Here is an 18462-nt window from a genome sequence, read left to right as displayed (position 1 = left end):
GGTCAACTCCGCAGCGAACGCACGACGCGCTGTGCCGTTGCCCGGGCGTCCCGGTCGACGCCGGCGATGATCGCGGAGTTCAGCCGGGTCTGCCACGGCAGGCCCACCCAGTGCAGCCCCGGGACAGGGGACGCACCGCCCTGGTCGATCGGCGTACCGGCGGCGTTCGTGGCGCCCGGGGCTGGACCCATGCGGTGTCGGGCCGGAAGCCGGTGCACCACAGCACCGACGTGACCGGCAGCGACGTCCCGTCGGCCAGGGTGACGCGCCGTTCCTCCGCCGCCACGAGGCGGTGCGGCAGGAGCCGGAGCTGCCCGCTGTCAGCCAGGTCCCGCACCTGCCGACCGACGATCGCGTCGCCCCGCCGCTGGACGTACCGCGACACCGGTGAGGTGCTGGCGGAGTTGAGGACGCCGGTCAGCAGGGTCCACCAGTACATGTTCACCCCGAGGACGCCCTCGGGCAGGAACCACAGGGGCCGGGAGCTGACGACGGTCACCTCGTGCGTCCCCGCCAGCTCGATCGCCAGCTGCGCGGCGGAGTTGCCGCCGCCGACGACCAGCACCGGGCCGGGCGGGACGTCGCTCGGTCGGCGGTAGGCAGCCGAGTGCAGCTGGACGACCTCAGCGTGCAGACCGGAGGCTCGCACCCGTCGAGGTCCACGCCATGAGACCTTCCGGATCTCCGGTCAGCCGCGAGATGCGCACCCCGGTCTCCACGGGCAGGCCCGGGTGCGCGGCATAGGCACTCAGGTAGGGCGCCATCTCCACCCGGGAGGGGGCCCGGTGCGGACCGTCCGGGAACGCCAACCCCGGCAGCGCGCTGGACCGGTGAGGGGTGAACAGCCGGAGGCTGTCCCAACGGTCCAGCCAACTCTGTCCGACGGGCTGTGCGTCGACGACGAGCAGCCGCTCGATGCCGCACCGGCGGAGCCAGTAGGCCGTTCCCAAGCCCGCCTGGCCGGCGCCGATGACCAGTACATCGACCTCATCCGGCCGGTGCCCGTCGCCTGCTCCGCCGCCGACGCTCACGCCGGATCACTCGCCGGGCCGCCGGTCGCCAGCGCCCGCCTGCCCTCGTCGAGCACGTCGGCGGCGGATGGCCGGTCGTCCGGGCTGCGGGGACGCCACAGTGTCAGCACCGTTGCTCCGACCATGATTGCGTCCGCGCCGAGCTGCCGGGTGTCCTCACCGGTGGGCCGGGAAGGACGCCGGCCGGCCCGCCGCGCACGGACGTAGATGGCCAGCGTGGCCGGGGTGTAGACCCGCCACCACGGTGCACGGCCGATGCCCAGCCGCCGGTACAGCTCCCGGTCGGGGTCGCTGAGGACGGCGCCGGTCCAGCCGAGCCGGCGGGCGATGGGGTCCAGCCGGTCGGCGGGACTGAAGCCGATCAGCAGCAGCCCGATCCGCGGATCGTCGTGCGCGTTCTGCACCTGGACCAGGTGCTGCTGGCACGGCAGCTAGTGCCGATGGCGCATCAGCACCACGACCTGGACCCCGGGCGGGCCGCCCAGGACGGTCCGGGTGCCCGAGGCATCGGTCAGGGCGACGTCGCCGACGCCGATGGACACGTTCTCCCGATGCGGCATTCCAGTCTTCCGGTGGTGTGGTCAGGCGGCCGTGGTCGCGAGGTCGGACCGCGGGGAGAGGGCTTCCAGCGACCGGCCGGCCGCCTCCGGGCCGCCCCGCCGCGCGTACACCGCCATGGCGCCAGCCCCTGCGAGCCAGAATCCGACGACGAGCAGATAGGAGGTGGTGGCGCCGGCTGTGGTGGCCAGGGCGGGCAGCAGCAGGGTGCCCACGATCGCGCCGACCCGTCCAATGGCGACCGAGGCCCCGACGCCCGCGCCGCGCAGGTGGGTCGGAAACAGCTCGGTGAACGTCGGATAAGCCGACGTCCAGGCCGCGGTGGCGCAGGCGTTCGCCACCACGAAAGCCACGGTCACCCACGCAGCGCTGCCGGTCGCCGTCGCCGCCGCCAGGAACCCGACGCCGGCAGCAGCGGCGGTGTAGCAGCCCAGCACCGTCCGGCGGTGACCGAGCCGGTCGAAGAAGCTGCTCATCAGCAGCCCGCCGGCCAGCGCACCGAGATTGCCCAGGATGTAGAAGAACGGGATCTCGGCCTGAGAGAACTGCACCTGAGGGAGGACGACCACCGACAGCAGCGCGAACAGGCCGTAGTAGCCGAACGCCTCGGCCAGGTCCAGGCTCGCGCCCAGGGCAAGCCGTCCCGGATGGCGGCGGACCAGTTCCCGCAGCGCGGCACCCGTCGCGAGCGGCGCCACCTCGGCAGAAGCGTGGCCGGGCGAAGCCGGCTGCCCGGACGCAGCCTCGAGCGCGCAGACGATCGCGTCGGCCTCGGCGTGCCGGCCGCGGACGGCCAGCCACCGCGGGGACTCCGGGATCCGACGGCGGAAGAACAGCACCACCAGGGCCAGCAGGCCGCCGACCACGAACGTCAACCGCCAGGAGAGCCCCGCACTGAGCGCCGCGCTGTTCAGCAACAGATAGGCCATCAGCGCGGCGAGGATCGCGCCGGCCGGCCAAAAGTTCATCACCACCGCATTGGCCCGGCCGCGCACCCGCGCGGGCATGAATTCGGCGATGGCGGCATTGACGATCGCGTACTCGGCGCCCACGCCGAGGGCGGCCAGGAAGCGCAGCGCGTACACCCAGCCCAGCGACGGGGCCAGGCCGGTGAGCATGGTGAAGCCGGCGTACCAGAGCAAGGTGACCAGGAAGAGCCGCCGCCGCCCGAACCGGTCGGTGAGCCGGCCGCCGACGAGGGCGCCGAGCAGGATCCCGACCAGCCAGACGGCCAGGACGGCGTCGCGGGCGAACACCGAGGCCCGGAACTCGTCCCCCAGCGGTCCGACGGCGCTGGAGAAGACCTGCACCTCGAAGGAGTCGAACATCCATCCGGCGCCCAGCGCGATCAGGATGGTGGTGTGCCGGCGGCTCCACGCCAGCCGGTCGAGTCGGTCGCCGATGCTGGCCGCGGCCATCTCTGTGCTCACTGGGCGTCCCATCTACCCGCGGCGACCGGGACCGGGTGTGCCGGGACGCCGGGCCGGCGACGGGCAGATCGGCGGCCGACCGGCCACCGCGGTCCGGCCGCGTAGCGACGGGCGAGGTCAGCGGGGTCGACACCGAGGAAGTAGAGGAGCTTGAGCCACTGCATGAACACCAGGAGCCGGAGCGTGCCGTGCTCGTCGAACCGGCGCGCCGAAGCCGTCGACGTGGCGGGGAGCAGGACCATCCGGCCGGCGCGCGCCAGGCGCCGCGACATCTCCAGGTCCTCCATCAAGGGCAACTCGGGAAACCCACCCAGCTCCTCGAACACCGACCGGCGAATGAACATCGCCTGGTCTCCGAAGACCCAGTGCAACCGCCGCGCCCGGGCATTGGAGGTGGCTGCGACGTAGTCCAGGCCCGCGCTGCGACGGTCGAACCGCAGCGTCAGACCGCCGCCGACGACGGCCGGGTCGGCCAAAGCCGCCCGCAGCTGCCCCAGCGCCACCGGGTCGACGTGGGTGTCCACGTGGTGGAACCACAGCACCTCCCCGGAGGTGTGCGCAGCGCCTACGTTCACCTGGTGTCCCCGGCCGGGAGAGGTGGACACCACGCGGGCCGGTGCTCGGACCAGCCGGGGAGTGCTGTCGGTGGAGCCGCCGTCGACCACGACCACCTCGCAGCCCGGAAAGTCGCGCGTCAACCGGTCGAGTGCGCCGGCGACCTTGGCTGCTTCGTCCAACACCGGGACGACGATGGACACGGTCAACGGCAGCGCCGCTGCTGCCGAGGCTCCTGCCACCGGACCGCCGCGCAGACCTGTCACCGACCGCCTCCAGTCGCCGTCCGGTTCGCAGACGCCTCCGACGGGGCGTCCCGGGCAGGGAACCCGGTGACCCCGGGCGACCCTTCCCCGATCCGCAGCCTGCGCGCGGAAGGTCCGGAAGGCCTGGGTGGGTTCCCGGAGCGTGACGAGATTGGCCGTCTGCGGCGGCACCTACTCCAACCCCTACGCCCTGCGCGCCTTCGTCGAGCAGGCGCGGGCCCTCGGCGCCGACCGGCTCGTCTGCCTGGGGGACTTCGGCGCCTACGGAGCCGAGCCCGAGGCCATCTGGCCGCTGCTGCTGAGCTCGGGGATCGAGTGCATCGCCGGCAACTACGAGGTGGCGATCGGCAGCGGGCAGGAAGACTGTGGCTGCGGATACACCGACGACGCCGACAACGCCTTCGCCGCCATCGCCTACGACTACACCTTCGCGCACACCTCCCCCGCCTTCGCCGCCTGGATGCGGACGCTGCCCACCGAGCGCCGGGAGGACATCGACGGGGTCGACGTCCACCTGGTGCACGGCTCGACGCTCGCGGTCAACGACTTCTGGTGGGAGTCGCTGTCCGACGAGCAGCACCGGCTGCGCGTCGAGGCCTCCGGCGCCGATGTCATCTGCTGCACCCACTCCGGGCTGCCCTGGACCCGCCGGGTCCCGCGCCGGGACGGCGGCGAAACGCTGGTCGTCAACGTCGGGGTGCTCGGCCGGCCGGCCAACGACGGTGGCCAGCACGTCTGGTTCGCCCTGGTCGACCTGGGGCCGGAGGGTGCCAGCGCCCAACTGGTGCCGCTGCACTACGATTGGCAGGCGCAGGCCGCGTCCATCCGCGCCGCCGGTCTCCCCGAGGCCTTCGCCGAGACCGTCGAGTCCGGTCACTGGACGACGTGCCTGGAGGTCGTGCCGCCGGCCGAGCGCTCCCGCGGCCGTTACCAGCTCTACAAGTCCGCGGTGCCCGACTTCTCCGCCGCACCGGTCACCTGGGCCGACGCCCCACCGGTTCCCGACGATGGACTACCGGTCCTGCCGCTGTTCGGCTCCCTGCTCTTCCCGCCGCGGCTGTGGGCCTACACCAACTTCCACTGCAACCTGGCCTGCGACTACTGCTCGGTGGCCTCCTCGCCCCGGGCCCGCCGGCGCAGCCTCGGGCTGCCCCGGTTCCGCGCCCTGGTCGACGACGCCGTCGCCGAAGGCTTCACCGAGGTCTACGTCACCGGCGGCGAGCCCTTCCTGGAGCCCGACCTGGTGGACATGCTGCTGTATGCCACCGAGCGGCTCGACGTCGTCTGCCTGACCAACGGGATGCTCTACCAGGGTTATCGGCGCACCCAACTGGAACGGCTGTCCGGTCGGTCCCGGCTGACGCTGCAGACCTCACTGGACGGCGCAGCAGCCGCCACTCACGACGCCCACCGCGGACGCGGCTCCTGGGCCAAGGCAATGGCCGGCCTGGAGACAGCCCTCGGGTTGGGCCTGCCGGTGCGGGTGGGGATGACCGAGACGGCGGACAACGGCGACCAGGTCGAGCCGCTGCGGGAACTGCTCGCGGCGAAGGGCATCCGCGGCCGGGACTTCGCCGTCCGCCCACTGGTCCACCGCGGACACTCCGACGGCGGCGTGGCGATCGGCGCGGAGAACACCGTGCCGGAGCTGACCGCCACCGCCGACGGCTGGCACTGGCACCCGGCTGGGGCCGACCTCGCCACCTCACCCGACATGCTGCTCGGGGGCCCGGAGATCCCGATGGCCGAGGCCAAGCGGCGGGCGGTGGAGATCTTCCTGCGCCTGCGGCAGGGCGACGGCTCGCTGCCCCTGGTCTACAACTGCGCGGTCTGACCGGTCCGCCCGCGATCGCGTGGGTCTTCTGGTTCCGTGGACGGTCTCCGGAGATCACGCGGTGACCGTCTATCGGGAGCCTGGAGGGCCCGGGCGCCGGGTCGACGGCCGCCTCGCATCCGGCTCCGATGGCGCGGCATCGCCTGCTCCTGCCGGCCAGTAGGCCCAGGTGCAGGCGATGTGGCCCTGGTCGGTGAAGGACATCACGTCGAAGACCTCGGTGGTGGTGCCGTCGGTCGCGACAGCGCGGAACAGCACGGCAACCTCGGTACCGACCACTGCGATGGACATGAGGTGGACCTCGCGCGGTGCCTGCAGAGCCACCGCGAAGTGCTCGCGGACAGCCGCCCGTCCCTCGTGCCGCTGGCCGCCGACGGGGTCCTCGAAGAACCCGTGCTCGTCGTACAGCGCGGCGAGGGCGGCGGTGTCGTGCAGCTGGAGGCCGACCCCCCGGAGCTCACCACCGCGCTGGGTGAGGCCGCCGTCGAGCGACGGAACGCGAGGCAGATTGGCCTCTCACATGAGATCCGCCGGCTCGGGTAGCGCAGCGGGGTGAGTCTGACCAAAGGCAGTGGACCGTTCGGCGAGCATCCGGCGGGGTCGTTCAACTTCGATCCGCACCGGCCCGAGTACGTGTTGTACCTGGAGCACACGCCGCGGCGGGTGCGGGTGATCCTCGGCGGGGCGACGGTCGCTGACAGCACCGATGTCCGCTTGCTGCATCCGCCGGGCCGGACGCCGACGTACCTGTTCCCCCGCCAGGACGTGCGTGCCGAGTTGTTCGAGCGCAGCGAGCGCCGCAGGTCCGACCCGGCGATGGGAGAGGGGACGTACTGGACGGTGCGGGCCGGGGACCGGCGGGCGGTGGACGCGGCGTACTCCTTCGAGCAGCCACCGGAGCCAGCGGCAGCGGTCGCGGGGCTGGTCGCCTTCGACTGGGACTCGATGGACGGGGTGTTCGAGGAGGACGAGGAGGTCTTCGTCCACCCCCGCGATCCCTACACCCGCATCGACGTGCTCCGGAGCTCCAGGCACGTGCAGGTGCGGATCGGCGATGTCGTGGTGGCCGACTCGACCCGGCCACGGATGCTCATCGAGTCCGGCCTGCCGGTGCGCTACTACCTGCTCCGCGAGGACGTGCGCACCGAGCTGCTCGAGCCCAGCTACACCACCACCCGCTGCCCCTACAAGGGCATCGCCCACTACTGGTCCCTCCGGCTGGGCGAGCGGTTGGAGAAGGACCTGGTCTGGACCTATCCCGAACCGTTCCACGATGCCGAAGCCGTCCGGGGGCTGCTGTGCTTCGTCGCGGAGCGGGTCGACCTCGATGTCAGGCACGACGACGGTCGGGAGTGAGGCCGTCCGCCATCCGCCGCCCGGCGGGGTGGGAACCCGTACCGGGACCGGATCCGCCGAACCCTCTTCGGTGTGCATGAGCTCCTCTCAGCCGGGTAGCTCCGAGCCATGCGACTCGTTTCCTCTTCAACCAGACGCCCCTCTCTCGTGGCCGACCTCGGTCGAGGTGCGCTGGCCGGTGTGGCCGGCAGCGTGGTGATGACCACGTTCCAGAAGCTGGTCGAGATGCCCATCTCCGGGCGTGAGGACAGCTACGGCCCGGCTCAGCTGGTCCAGAAGCTGCTGCCCGTCAAGCCGGGCAGTGACGCGGGAATGAAGCGGCTGAGCTACGCGGCCCACACCGCTCTGGGGGCCATGTGGGGTGCCGCCTACGGCGCGGCTGCCCACCAGGGCCTGCGCGGTCTGCGGGGCACGGCCACGACGTTCGGCGCCATCTACACCCAGGACCTCGTCATGATCACCGCACTCGGGCTCGGCAAGCCGTGGACGTGGTCGCGCAAGGAGGCCACCATCGACGTCCTCGACAAGGCCGTGCACATCGCGGCCACGTCAGCGATCTTCGACCGCCTCTTTCCGGCCACCAGGCAATGAGGGACTGCTGATCTTGCTCTCCCGGCCCCCGCCCGGCTCGGACCGGGCCCCGGGTGGAGTGGTGCCCGGCCGCCCGCGGCCGGCCAACGACCGGCCGCAGCTGCGGTGGCGTCGTCGCCTGCCGGGGCCACCGCATCCAACACCGTCGAATTGGTGGGCCCGCGCTCCCGGGCGGACTCAGTGATGGCCACCCTCGGGCCAGCCCCCGAATCACCGGGCAACTCCCGGGGGGCTGGGGTCGAACGACACGCTGAGCTCAGTTCACGACCGTCAGCGGGAGCAGCCTGCGGAGCTCGACATTCTCGGCGACGTCGAGCACCGAGTGCTGGGCGCACGCCGGGACCAACTGACCCGTCTCGGGATGCGCCATCGTGTACGTGCAGGCGGTCAGCCTCTCCTGGGTCGCCAGCAACTCCGGGTCTTCGGCCACGATTCCGCGCTGCAGCAGATCCCAGGCCGGCGCGACCTGCGCGGCGTCCATGAAACTGTGCACCTCGAAGGTCATCGGGCGCAGGGTCCCGCGGCGCGCTGCCCCTGCCAGCCGACGTGCACCCCCGGTCCGGCGCACGGTGCGCGCCGCCCACCGCAGCGCCACGACGAGGTCACCAGGGTGGTGTCGGAGCACCCGGGCGACCTTGACCGCGAGCAGGTGGGGTGCGGTGCCGGTGAAGGCCACCCCGCCGAAGTGGTCGAAGAACCGGTCGCGGGCCGCCATGTCACGTGCGTCGTCGGGGTGGAGCAGGGACACCCAGGAACCGTCGGCGAGGAAGCCGAACGCCGTGCGGTTGCAGCGCGGGTCCCCGAACTCGACACCCTCGTAGGGCACCCGGTGGCCCACGCCCTCCTCCAACGCCGCCCAGACGGCGTCGATGCTCATCTCCTGATAGCTCTCCCGCCAGCGTCGTTCATCACCGACGTGCGCGGCCGGCTGGAAGGACATCATCGAGAAACCCATGGGCAGCACGGCCCGCACCGTCTCGGCGAGCTGGCCGACGTTGGCCGGGGTGACCGTCATGTTGTGCGCCAGGTAATACCGCAGCCCCAGTTCCCGGCGCGTGTCGAGGAACATCTGGACGAACCGCTCCCGGAACGGGTGCAGCTCCGCCTCGGTTCGCGGTCGCACCGCGCCCCGTCGTCCGCGCATCAGCGAGTCGAAGTGTGCGGCGAAGCTCACCCGCCCCAGCCGGAGCGCGCCGGCGTCGTCGAGCACTAATCGCTGGAGGTAGTCGGCGTCGAAGTCACCGTGGGTCATCGACATCGGCTCCCGGCCATGTGCACGCATGCGGAGCAGCGCAGCCGCGTGGTCCTCGGGCGGCAGCAGGCTCACCTCGCCACCGATGAGCTGCGCGTGCGCGTACGGTCCGCGCCGCTCGCGGAAGTAGGCCATCTGGGTATCGACTTCCCGCACCGTGTGCGTCCCGTCGACGCGGACCTTGTTGGCATCCGCCGAGTGGTAGCAGGGCGTGCACGTCAGGTTGCACTTCGGGAAGACCCCGTGCGTGCCCTCGCACCCGACGGCGTGCCGCCCCAGACTCTGGGCCGGTGTCCGGACCGCCTCCGGCAGCGCGGCCCACCGTTCGGCCAGCACCGCGGCCGTCTCAGGGTGGACCGGCCGGGTGAGCCTCTCCCACCGGCGTACTGCACTACGCATGCCCACCACAGACTCCGCCCATCCGGTCCGAGCGCACGGGACGTGACCCGGGCAACAAGGGAACCCGTCGAGCGTGTCCGCTCCTTCCCGGCCCGTGATGTCGATAGCTGGCGCATGCAGCGCTCAGCGGGGGGACTCGGGGATCCGGCGGTGGAAGAACAGCACCAGGGCCAGCAGGCCGCCCAGGACGAACATGACCCGCCACGAGGAGCCGGCGCTTCACGCGGTGACGTTGAGCAGCAGGTAGGCCATCAGCGCGGCCCGCACGGCGCCGACCGACCAGACGTTCATCACCACGGCGTTGGCTCGCCCGCGCACGCTCGCTGGCATGAACTCCGCGATCGCCGCATTGATGATCGAGCACTCCGCGCCCACGCCCAGCGCCGCGAGGAAGCCGAGCGCATAGACCGAGCTCAGCGACGGGAACAGCCCGGTCAGCACGGTGAAGCCGGCGTACCAGAGCAGGGTGAGCACGAACAGCCGGCGCCGGCCGAAGCGGTCGGTGAGCCGGCCGCCGACCAGGGCCCCGAGCATGATGCCGACCAACCAGACGGCCGGGACGGCGTCCCGGGCGACCGTTCCGGCTCCTGATCGAGGGACCTGAGGGCGAGCACGTGCACACCGCTGACATGGTGCTCGATTGCACCGGGACCTTCGGCCATCCCAACCCGATGGGCGATGGCGGCATCGCCGCTCCGGGCGAGACCGCGTTGGGCGGGCGGATCATCCGTGCCCTTCCCGCGCTGGGCAACCACCCGGAGGGGGCCGGTGGCGTGGCACCGTCCTGCTCGTCGGCGCGGGTAAATTCGCGTAGGCCGCGGCGCAGAGCTTCGCCGCGCTGCCCGGCACCCGCCTGGACTGGGTGATCCGCGACCCGGCCGCGAGTTGGGGCGAGATCCCCGGCGACACCCTGTCGGCCCGCCAGACCCTCGTCGACACCACCCGAGACCTGGCCGGCGCCACACCGACCGCGTCACGGTGCACACCCGCACGACCGTGCAGGCCCTGGAACCCGACCGCGGACAGGTCCGAGTCCGGCTGCGCTCCCCGCGCGGCACGCGCCACCTCGCCGTCGACCATCTCCTGAGCCTCACCGGGTATGTCGGGGACGCCGCGCTCTACCGGCAACTGCAGGTCCACGAGTCCTACGCCACCGCCGCCCCGATGGACCTCTCGGCCACCCTGCTCGGCACCGCCGGCGGGGACTGCCTGGCTCAACCCGCCGTCGGTGTCGACGCCCTGCGCACCCCGGGACCGAGTTTCTTCGTCCTTGATGCGGGGTCCTACGGGCGGCTGAGCACTTTCCTGGTGCGCGTCGCTTACGAGCAGGTCGGCGAGATCGTCGGCAGCTACACCCACCCGAACTCGCAGGCGCCGCAGCCGGCAACGGCCCGATGAGCGTCCCCGGAGGTCCGATGACCCAGACGTCCACGACAGCGGACACCGCCGTCACCGTCTCCCAGGAGCAGGTGCTCGACCCGGTGGCGGCGACCGATCAGGAGCAGGCGGTGGCCCGGCGAGGAAACGCGGGCGCAGCAGGTCGAGGCGGCGCTGTGCTGCGCGGTCGACTACGACCCGCATGTCCTCGCCGCGATCCCGCCGCAGGTGTTGAAGCGCGACTACGGGTGCAGGGATCCCAGCCGCTACCTCGCTGCCGGTGAGACGGTGCTGGACATGGGCTCGGGCACTGGGAAGATCTGCTTCATCGCCTCCCAGGTGGTCGGCCCGGGCGGGCCGGTCATCGGTGGTCGCCGCGCGTGTCGGGCACGGCGGCGTCGAGTTCCGCAAGGCCCGCATCCAGGACCTCGCGCTGGATCTCGACGCGCTGGAGCAGTGGCTGGCCGCCCATCCCGTCGACGACCTGCCTCACTGGCCGCGGTGGAGGCCTAGCAGCGGCGGCTGCGCGCCCAGGCGCCGCTGGTCTCCGATGACTCGATCGACGTCGTGATGAGCAACTGTGTGCTGAACCTGGTCGCCACCGAGCAGAAGACGGCACTGTTCGACGGGATCTTTCGGGGCCTGCGGCGGGGTGGGCAGGCGGCCATATCCGACATCGTCAGCTCCACTGAGGTACCCGAGCGGCCGCGGGCGGACCCGGCGCTGTGGAACGGCTGCAGCTCCGGGGCGTTGCAGCCGTTCCTGGCCGCGATCGAGCGGGCGGGGTTTCACAGCATCCATCTGGTCAAACGGGACGCGTCCCCTGGCAGGTCGTGGAAGGCATCGAGGTCATGCGGTGACGGTCGTGGCTTACACGGGCAAGCACGGCGAGTGCCGCGACCACGGCCAGGCCGTCAGCTACCCCGGCCCGTCAAGGCGGTCTTCGATGACGACGGGCACGTCCTCGAGTGGGGCGTACTGACCGCGGTCTGCACGAAATCTTCCAGCTCTACACCCGCCCCCCTACCCTCAGCTGCGCCGCAGTTACGCGTATCGCCGGCCGGGGGGACGCTCCTGGCGGACGACGGGGCCGTGGCACCCGGGTCCGGCTGTCACACACGCGCGCTCCCTGAACCCGTCCGCCTCAGGGGGGATATGCGGGCCAGGTCGCTCAGGACCCACACTCCGAGCAGTGCGCCGTAGAACCAGCCCCGCCCGAGGATGGCGACGCCGAGGGAGGCGATGAGCTCGGTGAGACCGGCGAACAGCACCGACAGCGCGACCGCGATCGCATCCATGCGGAACCCGACGCGACCCAGCAGCGCCGCCGCGGTGGCCCCGATACCGAGGGCGGTGACCGCGACGGCCGCGAAGTCTGCGTTGAGGGTGTGGCTGAACACGAGCACCACCGCGCCACCCCAAGCGGTGATGATCAACCCCGGGGCCCACAACGTCGCCGACCGCCCACCCACGACGGCGGCGGCCAGGTAGGTCACTCCGAGGATCAGCGGCGTCACGTAGAACGGCAGCGGCCCGACGGGGGCGACCGCCAGGGATACGACGAGCGCGCCGACGAGGGCGGGGACCCACCGCCAGCGGCCGGGTGCGGGCACGGGGTTTCCCGGGTCGGTGGTCGCCGCGGCGCCTGTGGTCATGCCCGGATCGGTGATGTCAGACATGAGCGGACCCTGTCCGCGGGGGGCGATCGTCGGTACGCAGGGTGGCCATCACAGACTCCTTCTCGTCGGGTGTTGCTTCTCGTGGTGTTGCAGTTCAACGCACTCGCTGGGCCAACCTCCGGCAGGTCAGCGTTCGGGCAGGGCGATCAGTCGGGTGGCGACGTCGACCAGGTCGTCACCGATCCCGTCGGCCCGGGTGGAGATCTCCGCGGAGTACTGCTCCAGTCGCACGGCCCAACCAGTGGTGTGCCCGGCGGCATGAGCGCCGTGGCAGTCGAAGGCGTGCACGGCCACCAGCGCGACGTCATCGGCCGGTCGGCCCACGGCGGACAGAGCGTGGTCCTAGACCCGCGGAGCGGCTTCCGCATCCGCCCTTCACCGACGCTGATGACCTCGTCGACCAGCTGATCGAGGCCGCTGCGGACCAGGAACTCCTCGGTACTCTCCCGAGCGCCGTTGCTCAGACACACGATCGACATCCCGGCTTCGACGAGCGCTGCGGCCGGCGACGATGACATCGAGCGCGGCACCGCCCGCGACGGTGGAGAGTGCCACCCCGCCCGCGGCCAGGATGCCGCCGAGCGCAAACCCGAGTCCGCGGGCGGCGTCCATTCGGGCCGTGACGGCCCAGGACGCAGCCACCAACGACGGCCCGAGGTGGAATACCGTGTCCGCGCTGAGCAGAGCGACCGCCGTCCAGACCGCGAGCATCAGTGCCGGCCCGACCGTCCAACGCACCACTCGCCCCGCCGTGGACAGCGCCGCCGCGATTTTCACCCTCAGGGGCCACTTCGGCCAGCGCCGCACGCACCGCGTCCACACCGGGACTGACCATCGTCCGGGTGCCGACGACGACCGTCGGGACGGTCTCGTCACCGCCGGTGATAACGCGGACCACACCGGCGGCGTCACGGTCGGCCCAGATGTCGATCTCCCGGACCTGGACGGCGAGGCGGCGCAGCTGCCAGCGCAGCGCCGCACTGAACGGGCATCCGGGACGGGTGTAGACGGTCACCACCGCCTCAGGAACTGTCATGTGAGAGTCCCCCACCAAGGTCGTGAGCGCGTATCGGGCAACTGATGGAGCCCGGCCCCTTCACCCTGCGAGCCCACGAGCCCGTCGCTGCGGTGCGTGAGCGGCTGACGCGACACTACCTGCGCTTGGCGATCGTCACCGACCCCGAAGGACACCTCATGGGCACCCTCCACCCGACCGACCTGACATGACCCCGAACGACACGGTCCCCCCGCCGCGACCCGGCACCGACGAACCCACCCGCGCGTCCCCCGCCGATCCCGCCGGCCGTGACGTCGACGTACTCGTCGTCGGTGCCGGTCAGGCCGGGCTCGGAACCGCCTACCACCTCACCGCCGATCCCGATCTGCGCGTGCTGGTGCTCGACGCCGCACCGATCGGGCGTAGCTGGCTCGACCGATGGGACAGCCTGACGCTGTTCACCCCGAGACGCTTCAGCAGCCTGCCCGGGCGGCGCTTCCCACGAGGCCCGGGCGGGTGCCCCCCACGCACCGAGATGGCCGACTACCTGCGTGACTACGCTGAGCACTTCACCCTGCCGGTCGAGACCGGAGTACGCGTGCACCGGCTCACCCGCGACGGGTCCGGGTTCGTGGCGGTGACCTCGAGCGGTCGCGTACGGGCACGCCACGTCGTGGTGGCCACCGGCCCGTTCCACCGGCCGCATCGGCCGCCCGCGAGCGGGGACCTCGACCCGAACGTGCGGCAGCTGCACTCCCGCGACTACCGCCGCCCCACCGACGTCCCCGACGGCGAGGTGCTGGTCGTGGGTGGAGGCAACTCCGCGGCGCAGCTCGCCCTCGAGCTCGCCGACGCCGGCCGCCGCGTCACCGTCGCAAGCCCCGGCCGCCCCTGGTTTCTGCCCGAGACGATCCTCGGGGTGAGCATGTACTGGTGGATCTACCTCGCCGGTGTCCTCAACGCCGACCGGAGCGCCGCGGTGTCCCGCTACATCCGCAACCGGGGTGATGCCATCGTCGGCACCCAACTGCGCACGCTCGTCCGCCGCGGCCGGGTCCGGCTGCTCCCACACCGCGTCACCGGCGCACACGGCCACCACGTCACCCTGGCCGACGCCACCACCGTCGCGGTCACGACGGTCCTGTGGTGCACCGGGTTCCGGCCCGACACCTCGTGGATCGACGTTCCAGGTGCCGTCGATGACGACGGCGCGCCGGTGCACGACGCCGGCGAGTCGCCAGTACCCGGTCTGCACTGGATGGGGCTGCCCTGGCAGACCCGCCTCAACTCCTCGATCATCGACGGTGTCGACCGGGACGCCCGCGCCACCGCACAGCGCATCATCGGCTCGCGCCACCGCAGTCGGGCAGGCACCCGTGGCCCGTAGCCCCGACGGGCCACCGAACTCGCGGTCACCGCGGCGCGGTCGGCATGCCGGACCTCCACCATTTGGGCGGTGTTGATCTTCCCGGACGTCGCCTCGCGTCGAGTGGCGTCCGCCTACGGATGACAGGACGAAGCTGCCACGTGGCTTCAGGAGGGCAGCGCCTCCAGGGTGGTGCACCCCTCGCTGAAGGTGGGGTATTCGGCGTCTTGCTCGAGCACGACGCCGACGGGAATGAGCGTGCGGAGGGCCAACACCCACTCCGCGCCGGCAGCCACCGCCCGGGCGGCGAGCAGCGTGCGTCTCTGCGGGTCGGCGAGCAGGCCGGGGTGGCCGCCGGGATCGCGTTCCTGGGTCCACGGCACCGAGGGGTTGGACCGGGTCGATCCCAAGGGTGACGGTGGAACGTCCCGGCTCGTCGGCCTGGGCCTGGCGGAAGCCGACGGCAGCAATCTCCGGGGCGGTTCACAGGCCGTCATGGTGAAAGTGCCCGCCAGGCCGGCGAGCGCGCCGACTTCCCGCGCAGGGAGCGACGGTCGGGGCGCTTCATGGGCCGTGTCGGGGAAGAGCCGGTCGGTCTTACCGGGTTCCCCCGCCCACGAAGGGAATTGCCATGACCGCACGTGCACAGAAGCCGGCCACCGGGCAGCCCATCCAGCCGACCCGTGCCCTGCCGCATTCCATGGGGCACCGGCGGGAGGGCCAGGTGAGCGATCTGCCGATCGGCGAGTACGGCTTCCTGTCCGACTGTCACAGTGCCGCACTGGTGTCCCGGGCCGGTTCGGTCGACTGGATGTGCCTTCCCCGCTTCGACGCCCCGTCGGTGTTCTCCCGGCTGGCCCCCGGCCTCGCCTGTCCCTGCGACCCGAAGGACCACCGGGGTGCCGCCGGATCACTCGACAGCGGCGCGCTCCCCGACGGCCCCAACTCGCGGATCTGGGTCTGATCTGCTGCCTGTCAGCTGGGCGAACTGCCCTGCCCGTGCTGGCCAGGAAGGAGGTCACGCAGCCCGGCGTAGCCGGCCGCGCCGGCCAGCCGACGCGACGAGGTCTGGTAGTAGTCGGGCGCGGCGGTGATGCCCAACCCCTCCACCAGCCGGTTCATGAAATTGAACAGGGCGCACACGCTCACCGCGTCGTGGAGGGCCCGCTCGTCCCAGCCGGCGGCATACACCGCCGCCACCTCGCTGTCACGCACCTTCGCCGGGGTGAGGGTCAGGGTGCGCGCCAGGTGCAGCACCGGCTTCATCGTGGCGCCGACCGGGGCGGAGTCAACGTCGGCGACCAGGGCCGTGACCAGGCCCTCGTCCACACCGAAGGCGGCCGCCGTCGCGGCGTGCACCCCGTGGCAGTACTGGCAAGAGTTCAGCGCCGAGACGTAGGCAGCGATGAGCTCGCGCTGGGCCACCGACAACGGCGACGACCCGCGCAGCAGCACCTGGTGGTAGTCCAGCAGCGGCCCGGCGGTCTCGGGGAACCGCCGGAAGACGTCGACCAGAACGGCCTCGTCGCCGAGGGAGGGTAGATGTGTCACGGCCGGTCACTCCTCGGTTGTCCGGCGGCGCCGACGGTCCCGTCGCCGTTCGCAGTGGAATGTGGCTCGGCCCGGACGTCCACGTCACCCCAGAAGGCAACGCGGTCTTTCACCCGCCGGGCCAGCGGCGAAGGATGACGGTAGGACCACGCGGCGTCGGGGTGCTCCACGCCGCCGGCGTTGACCGTGTAGTAGCCCGCTACTCCCTTCCACGGGCACACCGTCCGCGTGGAGGTCGGGGTCAGCACGCCAGGTTGGATCGCCGAGGGCGGAAAGTAGGCGTTTCCCTCCACCATCACCACGTCGTCCGAGCGCGCCAGCAGATGCTCCCCCATCCAGGCCGACCGGGCCGCGGGCGCCCGTAACGCGCGCGCCAGTCCCGGGGCGGCTGCCAGCGCGGCCGCCGCTGCAGCGAGCACGAGCGACTCCGCCCATGGGTGGAGGGGGCCGAGGACGGTGGGCCCGCGGAGCAGGCCGACCCGGGCCAACCCTGCCGTGATGGTGGCCGCCGTGAGGAACCCAGCGACGGCGGCCGCAGCGAGCCGGCGACCGGCCCGCCGGTCCCCGGCGCGCAGGTCCTGGCCCACCAGCCACGGCGCGGCTGCGGCGATGAGCACCGGAGCCAGATGCCACGTCGTGGTCGGTCGCCATGCCGCGACCAGGATCCACAGGGCTGCGGCGGCCAGCGTCCACCCCGCCGCCGTACGCCCTGTGGCCGAGGCCGACGGCGGCTCCGTCGCGGACCCAAGCACCCTTTCGGCGTCCTCCGGATACGCCGCCCGCACGGCCGCAACGACGTCCCGCACCGACGGATTGACCAACGCCCGGCCGCCGACCAGGACCGTTGGCACGGTCTCGTCTCCCCCCGTGGCGGCCCGCACCCGGGACGCCGCAGCCGGGTCCGCCCAGATGTTGCGCTCGACGGTGGGGACGCCGGCCCGCTGCAGACCGCGGCGGAGCCGGGCGCAGTAGGGGCAGCCGGGCCGCCACAGAACTTCGATGCTTGCTGCCGGAGCCTCCGGGTGACTCATCTCCGCCGCCTCCGTTGCCGATTCGGTCCTCGTCCCGCACCTGGGAACCCGGCGGCCGAGGCGACACCTTCCCGCTGCGCCACCAACCAGCTCAGCTGGGTGTGCAGCCGGCCGAGGACGGGCCGGCAGCGCCGCTCCGCGGCCATGTCCTCCGGCGTCCGATCAGACCGCGCCCACGAGGGAACTCCGGACACATCGACCGCGTCGATCCTGCGCACCGGAGAGTTGCCCGGGCCGGTTGTCGAGTCGCCTCGCGTTCGTCCGGTGCGATGGATCGGCAGGATGTCGAGCAGTCAGCCGGACCCTCCTCGGTTCGCGCCCCGATCCGGCTCGGATTCGACTCCCCGGCTCAGGTCGAGGCCGCAACGTCCACGCCCTCGCCGTCGAACGAGCGGTGGCCGGCGGCCGGGAGCGCCTCCAGCAGCGGCTCCCGATAGCACCACGCGACGTCGTCGTAGCGCTGCCCGGCGACGGCGACGTGCTCGTAGTTCGCCACACCCTTGTACGGGCAGACGGTCACCGTCTCGCTGGGCTCGAACACCTCGCGCCGCACATCCGCCTCCGGCACGTAGTAGCGCACCGGCAGGCCGGTCTCGAACACAGCGATCGGGCTGCGGGTCTCGGCAATTACCACCCCGCCGACCCGCACGACGACGTGCCGCGAGGAGCGCCGGGCATCCACCCGGTGGAACGGATCGCGGGGGTGGCCCAGCAGCTTCTCGTCCTCGACGTACCAGGCATCGAGATGCTCGAGGTAGAACGAGACCAGGCCGGCCAGCGGGGGGCAGCCGGGCAGCGGGTCGGGGTAGGACCAGGCGGCGTCCTCGAGCCGGTGGCCATCGAGTTCCAGGTGCCAGTAGCTCGCCTCGCCCTTGAACGGGCAGGTCGTCCGGGCCAGGCTCGGGCGCAGGATGCTCGGGGTGACGTCGGCCAGCGGGAGGTACCAGCGTGGCATCAAGCCGGTCTCGTGCAGCAGCTGCGCGTCAGTGGTGTCGACGACCGTCTGCCCGCCGACTTCCCCCCGGATGCGTTCCTGCAGCGGGTGGAGGAACAGTGCGTGCGCTGGGGCGACCGACCAGAGATCGGCGTTGAGCCGGCCCTGGGAGGGGCGGGCGAGCGGGCCGGTACCGAGCGTCAGCGACATGGTGCGACGGTAGGCCCGCCTGCCGTCGCCCTGCCTGCGTGCCGC

23 protein-coding genes and 1 pseudogene are annotated in these 18462 nt (G+C 72.0%); 8 read left to right on the top strand and 16 right to left on the bottom strand.

Annotation, left to right across the window (positions count from 1 at the left end):
* Nucleotides 1–79 precede the first annotated feature (79 nt).
* From BLW04_RS10515 to BLW04_RS10495, 5 genes are all read right to left on the bottom strand, one after another.
* On the bottom strand, nucleotides 80–649 hold the full coding sequence (locus BLW04_RS10515; protein ID WP_091539918.1) for an NAD(P)/FAD-dependent oxidoreductase: 570 nt from the start codon (nucleotides 647–649) through the stop codon (nucleotides 80–82).
* Nucleotides 624–1031: an FAD-dependent oxidoreductase gene (locus BLW04_RS10510; protein ID WP_091539915.1), complete on the bottom strand. Its 408-nt coding sequence runs from the start codon at nucleotides 1029–1031 to the stop codon at nucleotides 624–626. The genes BLW04_RS10515 and BLW04_RS10510 overlap by 26 nt, the downstream gene beginning before the upstream one ends.
* Nucleotides 1028–1435 carry an AhpC/TSA family protein gene (locus BLW04_RS10505; protein ID WP_091539910.1) on the bottom strand — a complete coding sequence of 136 codons (408 nt, stop codon included), beginning with the start codon at nucleotides 1433–1435 and terminating at the stop codon, nucleotides 1028–1030. Before BLW04_RS10505 ends, BLW04_RS10510 begins: the two co-directional genes overlap by 4 nt.
* Before the next feature lie 177 nt (nucleotides 1436–1612).
* Nucleotides 1613–3019, bottom strand: a complete 1407-nt coding sequence (locus BLW04_RS10500; RefSeq protein ID WP_175483994.1) for an MFS transporter — start codon at nucleotides 3017–3019, stop codon at nucleotides 1613–1615.
* Complete coding sequence (locus BLW04_RS10495) at nucleotides 3016–3840, bottom strand: TIGR04283 family arsenosugar biosynthesis glycosyltransferase (RefSeq protein WP_175483993.1); 825 nt, start codon at nucleotides 3838–3840, stop codon at nucleotides 3016–3018. Before BLW04_RS10495 ends, BLW04_RS10500 begins: the two co-directional genes overlap by 4 nt.
* Nucleotides 3841–3982: 142 nt before the next feature.
* Here BLW04_RS10495 and BLW04_RS10490 point away from each other — a divergent pair, with 142 nt between their 5' ends.
* Nucleotides 3983–5674 (top strand): radical SAM protein, encoded by a 1692-nt coding sequence (locus tag BLW04_RS10490; protein WP_175483992.1) that lies wholly within the window; start codon nucleotides 3983–3985, stop codon nucleotides 5672–5674.
* A 69-nt stretch (nucleotides 5675–5743) separates the two neighbouring features.
* Here the strand turns inward: BLW04_RS10490 and BLW04_RS10485 are convergent, their stop codons facing one another.
* Nucleotides 5744–6082: a nuclear transport factor 2 family protein gene (locus BLW04_RS10485; protein ID WP_254781315.1), complete on the bottom strand. Its 339-nt coding sequence runs from the start codon at nucleotides 6080–6082 to the stop codon at nucleotides 5744–5746.
* Between BLW04_RS10485 and BLW04_RS28315 the strand changes: the two genes are divergently transcribed.
* The 3 genes from BLW04_RS28315 to BLW04_RS10475 all read left to right on the top strand — a co-directional run bounded on the left by BLW04_RS28315 (nucleotide 5969) and on the right by BLW04_RS10475 (nucleotide 7621).
* On the top strand, nucleotides 5969–6217 hold the full coding sequence (locus tag BLW04_RS28315; protein ID WP_254781279.1) for a hypothetical protein: 249 nt from the start codon (nucleotides 5969–5971) through the stop codon (nucleotides 6215–6217). The two genes, BLW04_RS10485 and BLW04_RS28315, sit on opposite strands and share 114 nt — an antisense overlap.
* Nucleotides 6218–6226: 9 nt before the next feature.
* Nucleotides 6227–7030 carry a DUF427 domain-containing protein gene (locus BLW04_RS10480; protein ID WP_091539890.1) on the top strand — a complete coding sequence of 268 codons (804 nt, stop codon included), beginning with the start codon at nucleotides 6227–6229 and terminating at the stop codon, nucleotides 7028–7030.
* Between the two features lie 147 nt (nucleotides 7031–7177).
* Nucleotides 7178–7621 (top strand): hypothetical protein, encoded by a 444-nt coding sequence (locus BLW04_RS10475; protein ID WP_254781275.1) that lies wholly within the window; start codon nucleotides 7178–7180, stop codon nucleotides 7619–7621.
* A 256-nt stretch (nucleotides 7622–7877) separates the two neighbouring features.
* Here the strand turns inward: BLW04_RS10475 and BLW04_RS10470 are convergent, their stop codons facing one another.
* Complete coding sequence (locus tag BLW04_RS10470) at nucleotides 7878–9272, bottom strand: radical SAM protein (protein WP_091540125.1); 1395 nt, start codon at nucleotides 9270–9272, stop codon at nucleotides 7878–7880.
* Nucleotides 9273–9491: 219 nt separating this feature from the next.
* A pseudogene (locus BLW04_RS10465) lies at nucleotides 9492–9824 on the bottom strand (MFS transporter); the annotation flags it as partial.
* A gap of 426 nt (nucleotides 9825–10250) precedes the next feature.
* On the opposite strand from BLW04_RS10465, the gene BLW04_RS10460 reads away from it, so the two are divergent.
* Complete coding sequence (locus BLW04_RS10460; RefSeq protein ID WP_091539882.1) at nucleotides 10251–10670, top strand: hypothetical protein; 420 nt, start codon at nucleotides 10251–10253, stop codon at nucleotides 10668–10670.
* Nucleotides 10671–11010: 340 nt separating this feature from the next.
* Here BLW04_RS10460 and BLW04_RS29155 read toward each other — a convergent pair whose 3' ends face one another.
* The 4 genes from BLW04_RS29155 to BLW04_RS29605 all read right to left on the bottom strand — a co-directional run bounded on the left by BLW04_RS29155 (nucleotide 11011) and on the right by BLW04_RS29605 (nucleotide 13364).
* Entirely contained in the window at nucleotides 11011–11142 is a 132-nt protein-coding gene (locus BLW04_RS29155; protein WP_256375477.1) for a hypothetical protein, read from the bottom strand.
* A gap of 619 nt (nucleotides 11143–11761) precedes the next feature.
* Nucleotides 11762–12328, bottom strand: coding sequence for a hypothetical protein (locus tag BLW04_RS10455; protein ID WP_091539877.1), 567 nt, complete (start codon nucleotides 12326–12328; stop codon nucleotides 11762–11764).
* Nucleotides 12329–12454: 126 nt separating this feature from the next.
* Complete coding sequence (locus BLW04_RS10450; RefSeq protein WP_091539873.1) at nucleotides 12455–12652, bottom strand: HAD family hydrolase; 198 nt, start codon at nucleotides 12650–12652, stop codon at nucleotides 12455–12457.
* Nucleotides 12653–12788: 136 nt separating this feature from the next.
* Nucleotides 12789–13364 (bottom strand): glutaredoxin family protein, encoded by a 576-nt coding sequence (locus BLW04_RS29605; protein ID WP_091540122.1) that lies wholly within the window; start codon nucleotides 13362–13364, stop codon nucleotides 12789–12791.
* A gap of 44 nt (nucleotides 13365–13408) precedes the next feature.
* On the opposite strand from BLW04_RS29605, the gene BLW04_RS29600 reads away from it, so the two are divergent.
* Together BLW04_RS29600 and BLW04_RS10435 are read left to right on the top strand one after the other, a co-directional pair.
* The gene (locus BLW04_RS29600) at nucleotides 13409–13555 is read left to right on the top strand and encodes a CBS domain-containing protein (protein ID WP_091539869.1); all 147 of its coding nucleotides are present in this window, start codon (nucleotides 13409–13411) and stop codon (nucleotides 13553–13555) included.
* On the top strand, nucleotides 13552–14712 hold the full coding sequence (locus tag BLW04_RS10435) for a flavin-containing monooxygenase (RefSeq protein ID WP_091539866.1): 1161 nt from the start codon (nucleotides 13552–13554) through the stop codon (nucleotides 14710–14712). Before BLW04_RS29600 ends, BLW04_RS10435 begins: the two co-directional genes overlap by 4 nt.
* A 146-nt stretch (nucleotides 14713–14858) precedes the next feature.
* Here the strand turns inward: BLW04_RS10435 and BLW04_RS10430 are convergent, their stop codons facing one another.
* Nucleotides 14859–15101, bottom strand: coding sequence for a hypothetical protein (locus tag BLW04_RS10430; RefSeq protein ID WP_091539862.1), 243 nt, complete (start codon nucleotides 15099–15101; stop codon nucleotides 14859–14861).
* A 221-nt stretch (nucleotides 15102–15322) separates the two neighbouring features.
* Between BLW04_RS10430 and BLW04_RS10425 the strand changes: the two genes are divergently transcribed.
* Nucleotides 15323–15655, top strand: coding sequence for a trehalase-like domain-containing protein (locus tag BLW04_RS10425; RefSeq protein ID WP_091539859.1), 333 nt, complete (start codon nucleotides 15323–15325; stop codon nucleotides 15653–15655).
* 11 nt (nucleotides 15656–15666) lie between these two features.
* Here BLW04_RS10425 and BLW04_RS10420 read toward each other — a convergent pair whose 3' ends face one another.
* The 3 genes from BLW04_RS10420 to BLW04_RS10405 all read right to left on the bottom strand — a co-directional run bounded on the left by BLW04_RS10420 (nucleotide 15667) and on the right by BLW04_RS10405 (nucleotide 18417).
* Complete coding sequence (locus tag BLW04_RS10420; RefSeq protein ID WP_091539855.1) at nucleotides 15667–16242, bottom strand: carboxymuconolactone decarboxylase family protein; 576 nt, start codon at nucleotides 16240–16242, stop codon at nucleotides 15667–15669.
* A complete protein-coding gene (locus tag BLW04_RS28310; RefSeq protein ID WP_254781273.1) occupies nucleotides 16239–17273 on the bottom strand; it encodes a DUF427 domain-containing protein in 1035 nt (344 codons plus the stop codon). Before BLW04_RS28310 ends, BLW04_RS10420 begins: the two co-directional genes overlap by 4 nt.
* A 349-nt stretch (nucleotides 17274–17622) precedes the next feature.
* Entirely contained in the window at nucleotides 17623–18417 is a 795-nt protein-coding gene (locus BLW04_RS10405) for a DUF427 domain-containing protein (protein ID WP_091540114.1), read from the bottom strand.
* Nucleotides 18418–18462 lie beyond the last annotated feature (45 nt).

It is taken from the genome of Modestobacter sp. DSM 44400, from assembly GCF_900107175.1.
Classification (GTDB): Bacteria; Actinomycetota; Actinomycetes; order Mycobacteriales; family Geodermatophilaceae; genus Modestobacter.
The sequence above is the reverse complement of the archived record's forward strand: the minus strand, read 5'-3'. Positions and strand labels throughout refer to the sequence as shown.

What these genes read in the sequence shown, in the direction of transcription:
- BLW04_RS10470 (WP_091540125.1), bottom strand. Translation starts at nt 9,272, where the DNA reads ATGCGTAGTGCAGTACGCCGGTGGGAGAGGCTCACCCGGCCGGTCCAC.
- BLW04_RS10455 (WP_091539877.1), bottom strand. Translation starts at nt 12,328, where the DNA reads ATGTCTGACATCACCGATCCGGGCATGACCACAGGCGCCGCGGCGACC.
- BLW04_RS29605 (WP_091540122.1), bottom strand. Translation starts at nt 13,364, where the DNA reads ATGACAGTTCCTGAGGCGGTGGTGACCGTCTACACCCGTCCCGGATGC.
- BLW04_RS29600 (WP_091539869.1), top strand. Translation starts at nt 13,409, where the DNA reads ATGGAGCCCGGCCCCTTCACCCTGCGAGCCCACGAGCCCGTCGCTGCG.
- BLW04_RS10435 (WP_091539866.1), top strand. Translation starts at nt 13,552, where the DNA reads ATGACCCCGAACGACACGGTCCCCCCGCCGCGACCCGGCACCGACGAA.
- BLW04_RS10425 (WP_091539859.1), top strand. Translation starts at nt 15,323, where the DNA reads ATGACCGCACGTGCACAGAAGCCGGCCACCGGGCAGCCCATCCAGCCG.
- BLW04_RS28310 (WP_254781273.1), bottom strand. Translation starts at nt 17,273, where the DNA reads ATGAGTCACCCGGAGGCTCCGGCAGCAAGCATCGAAGTTCTGTGGCGG.
- BLW04_RS10405 (WP_091540114.1), bottom strand. Translation starts at nt 18,417, where the DNA reads ATGTCGCTGACGCTCGGTACCGGCCCGCTCGCCCGCCCCTCCCAGGGC.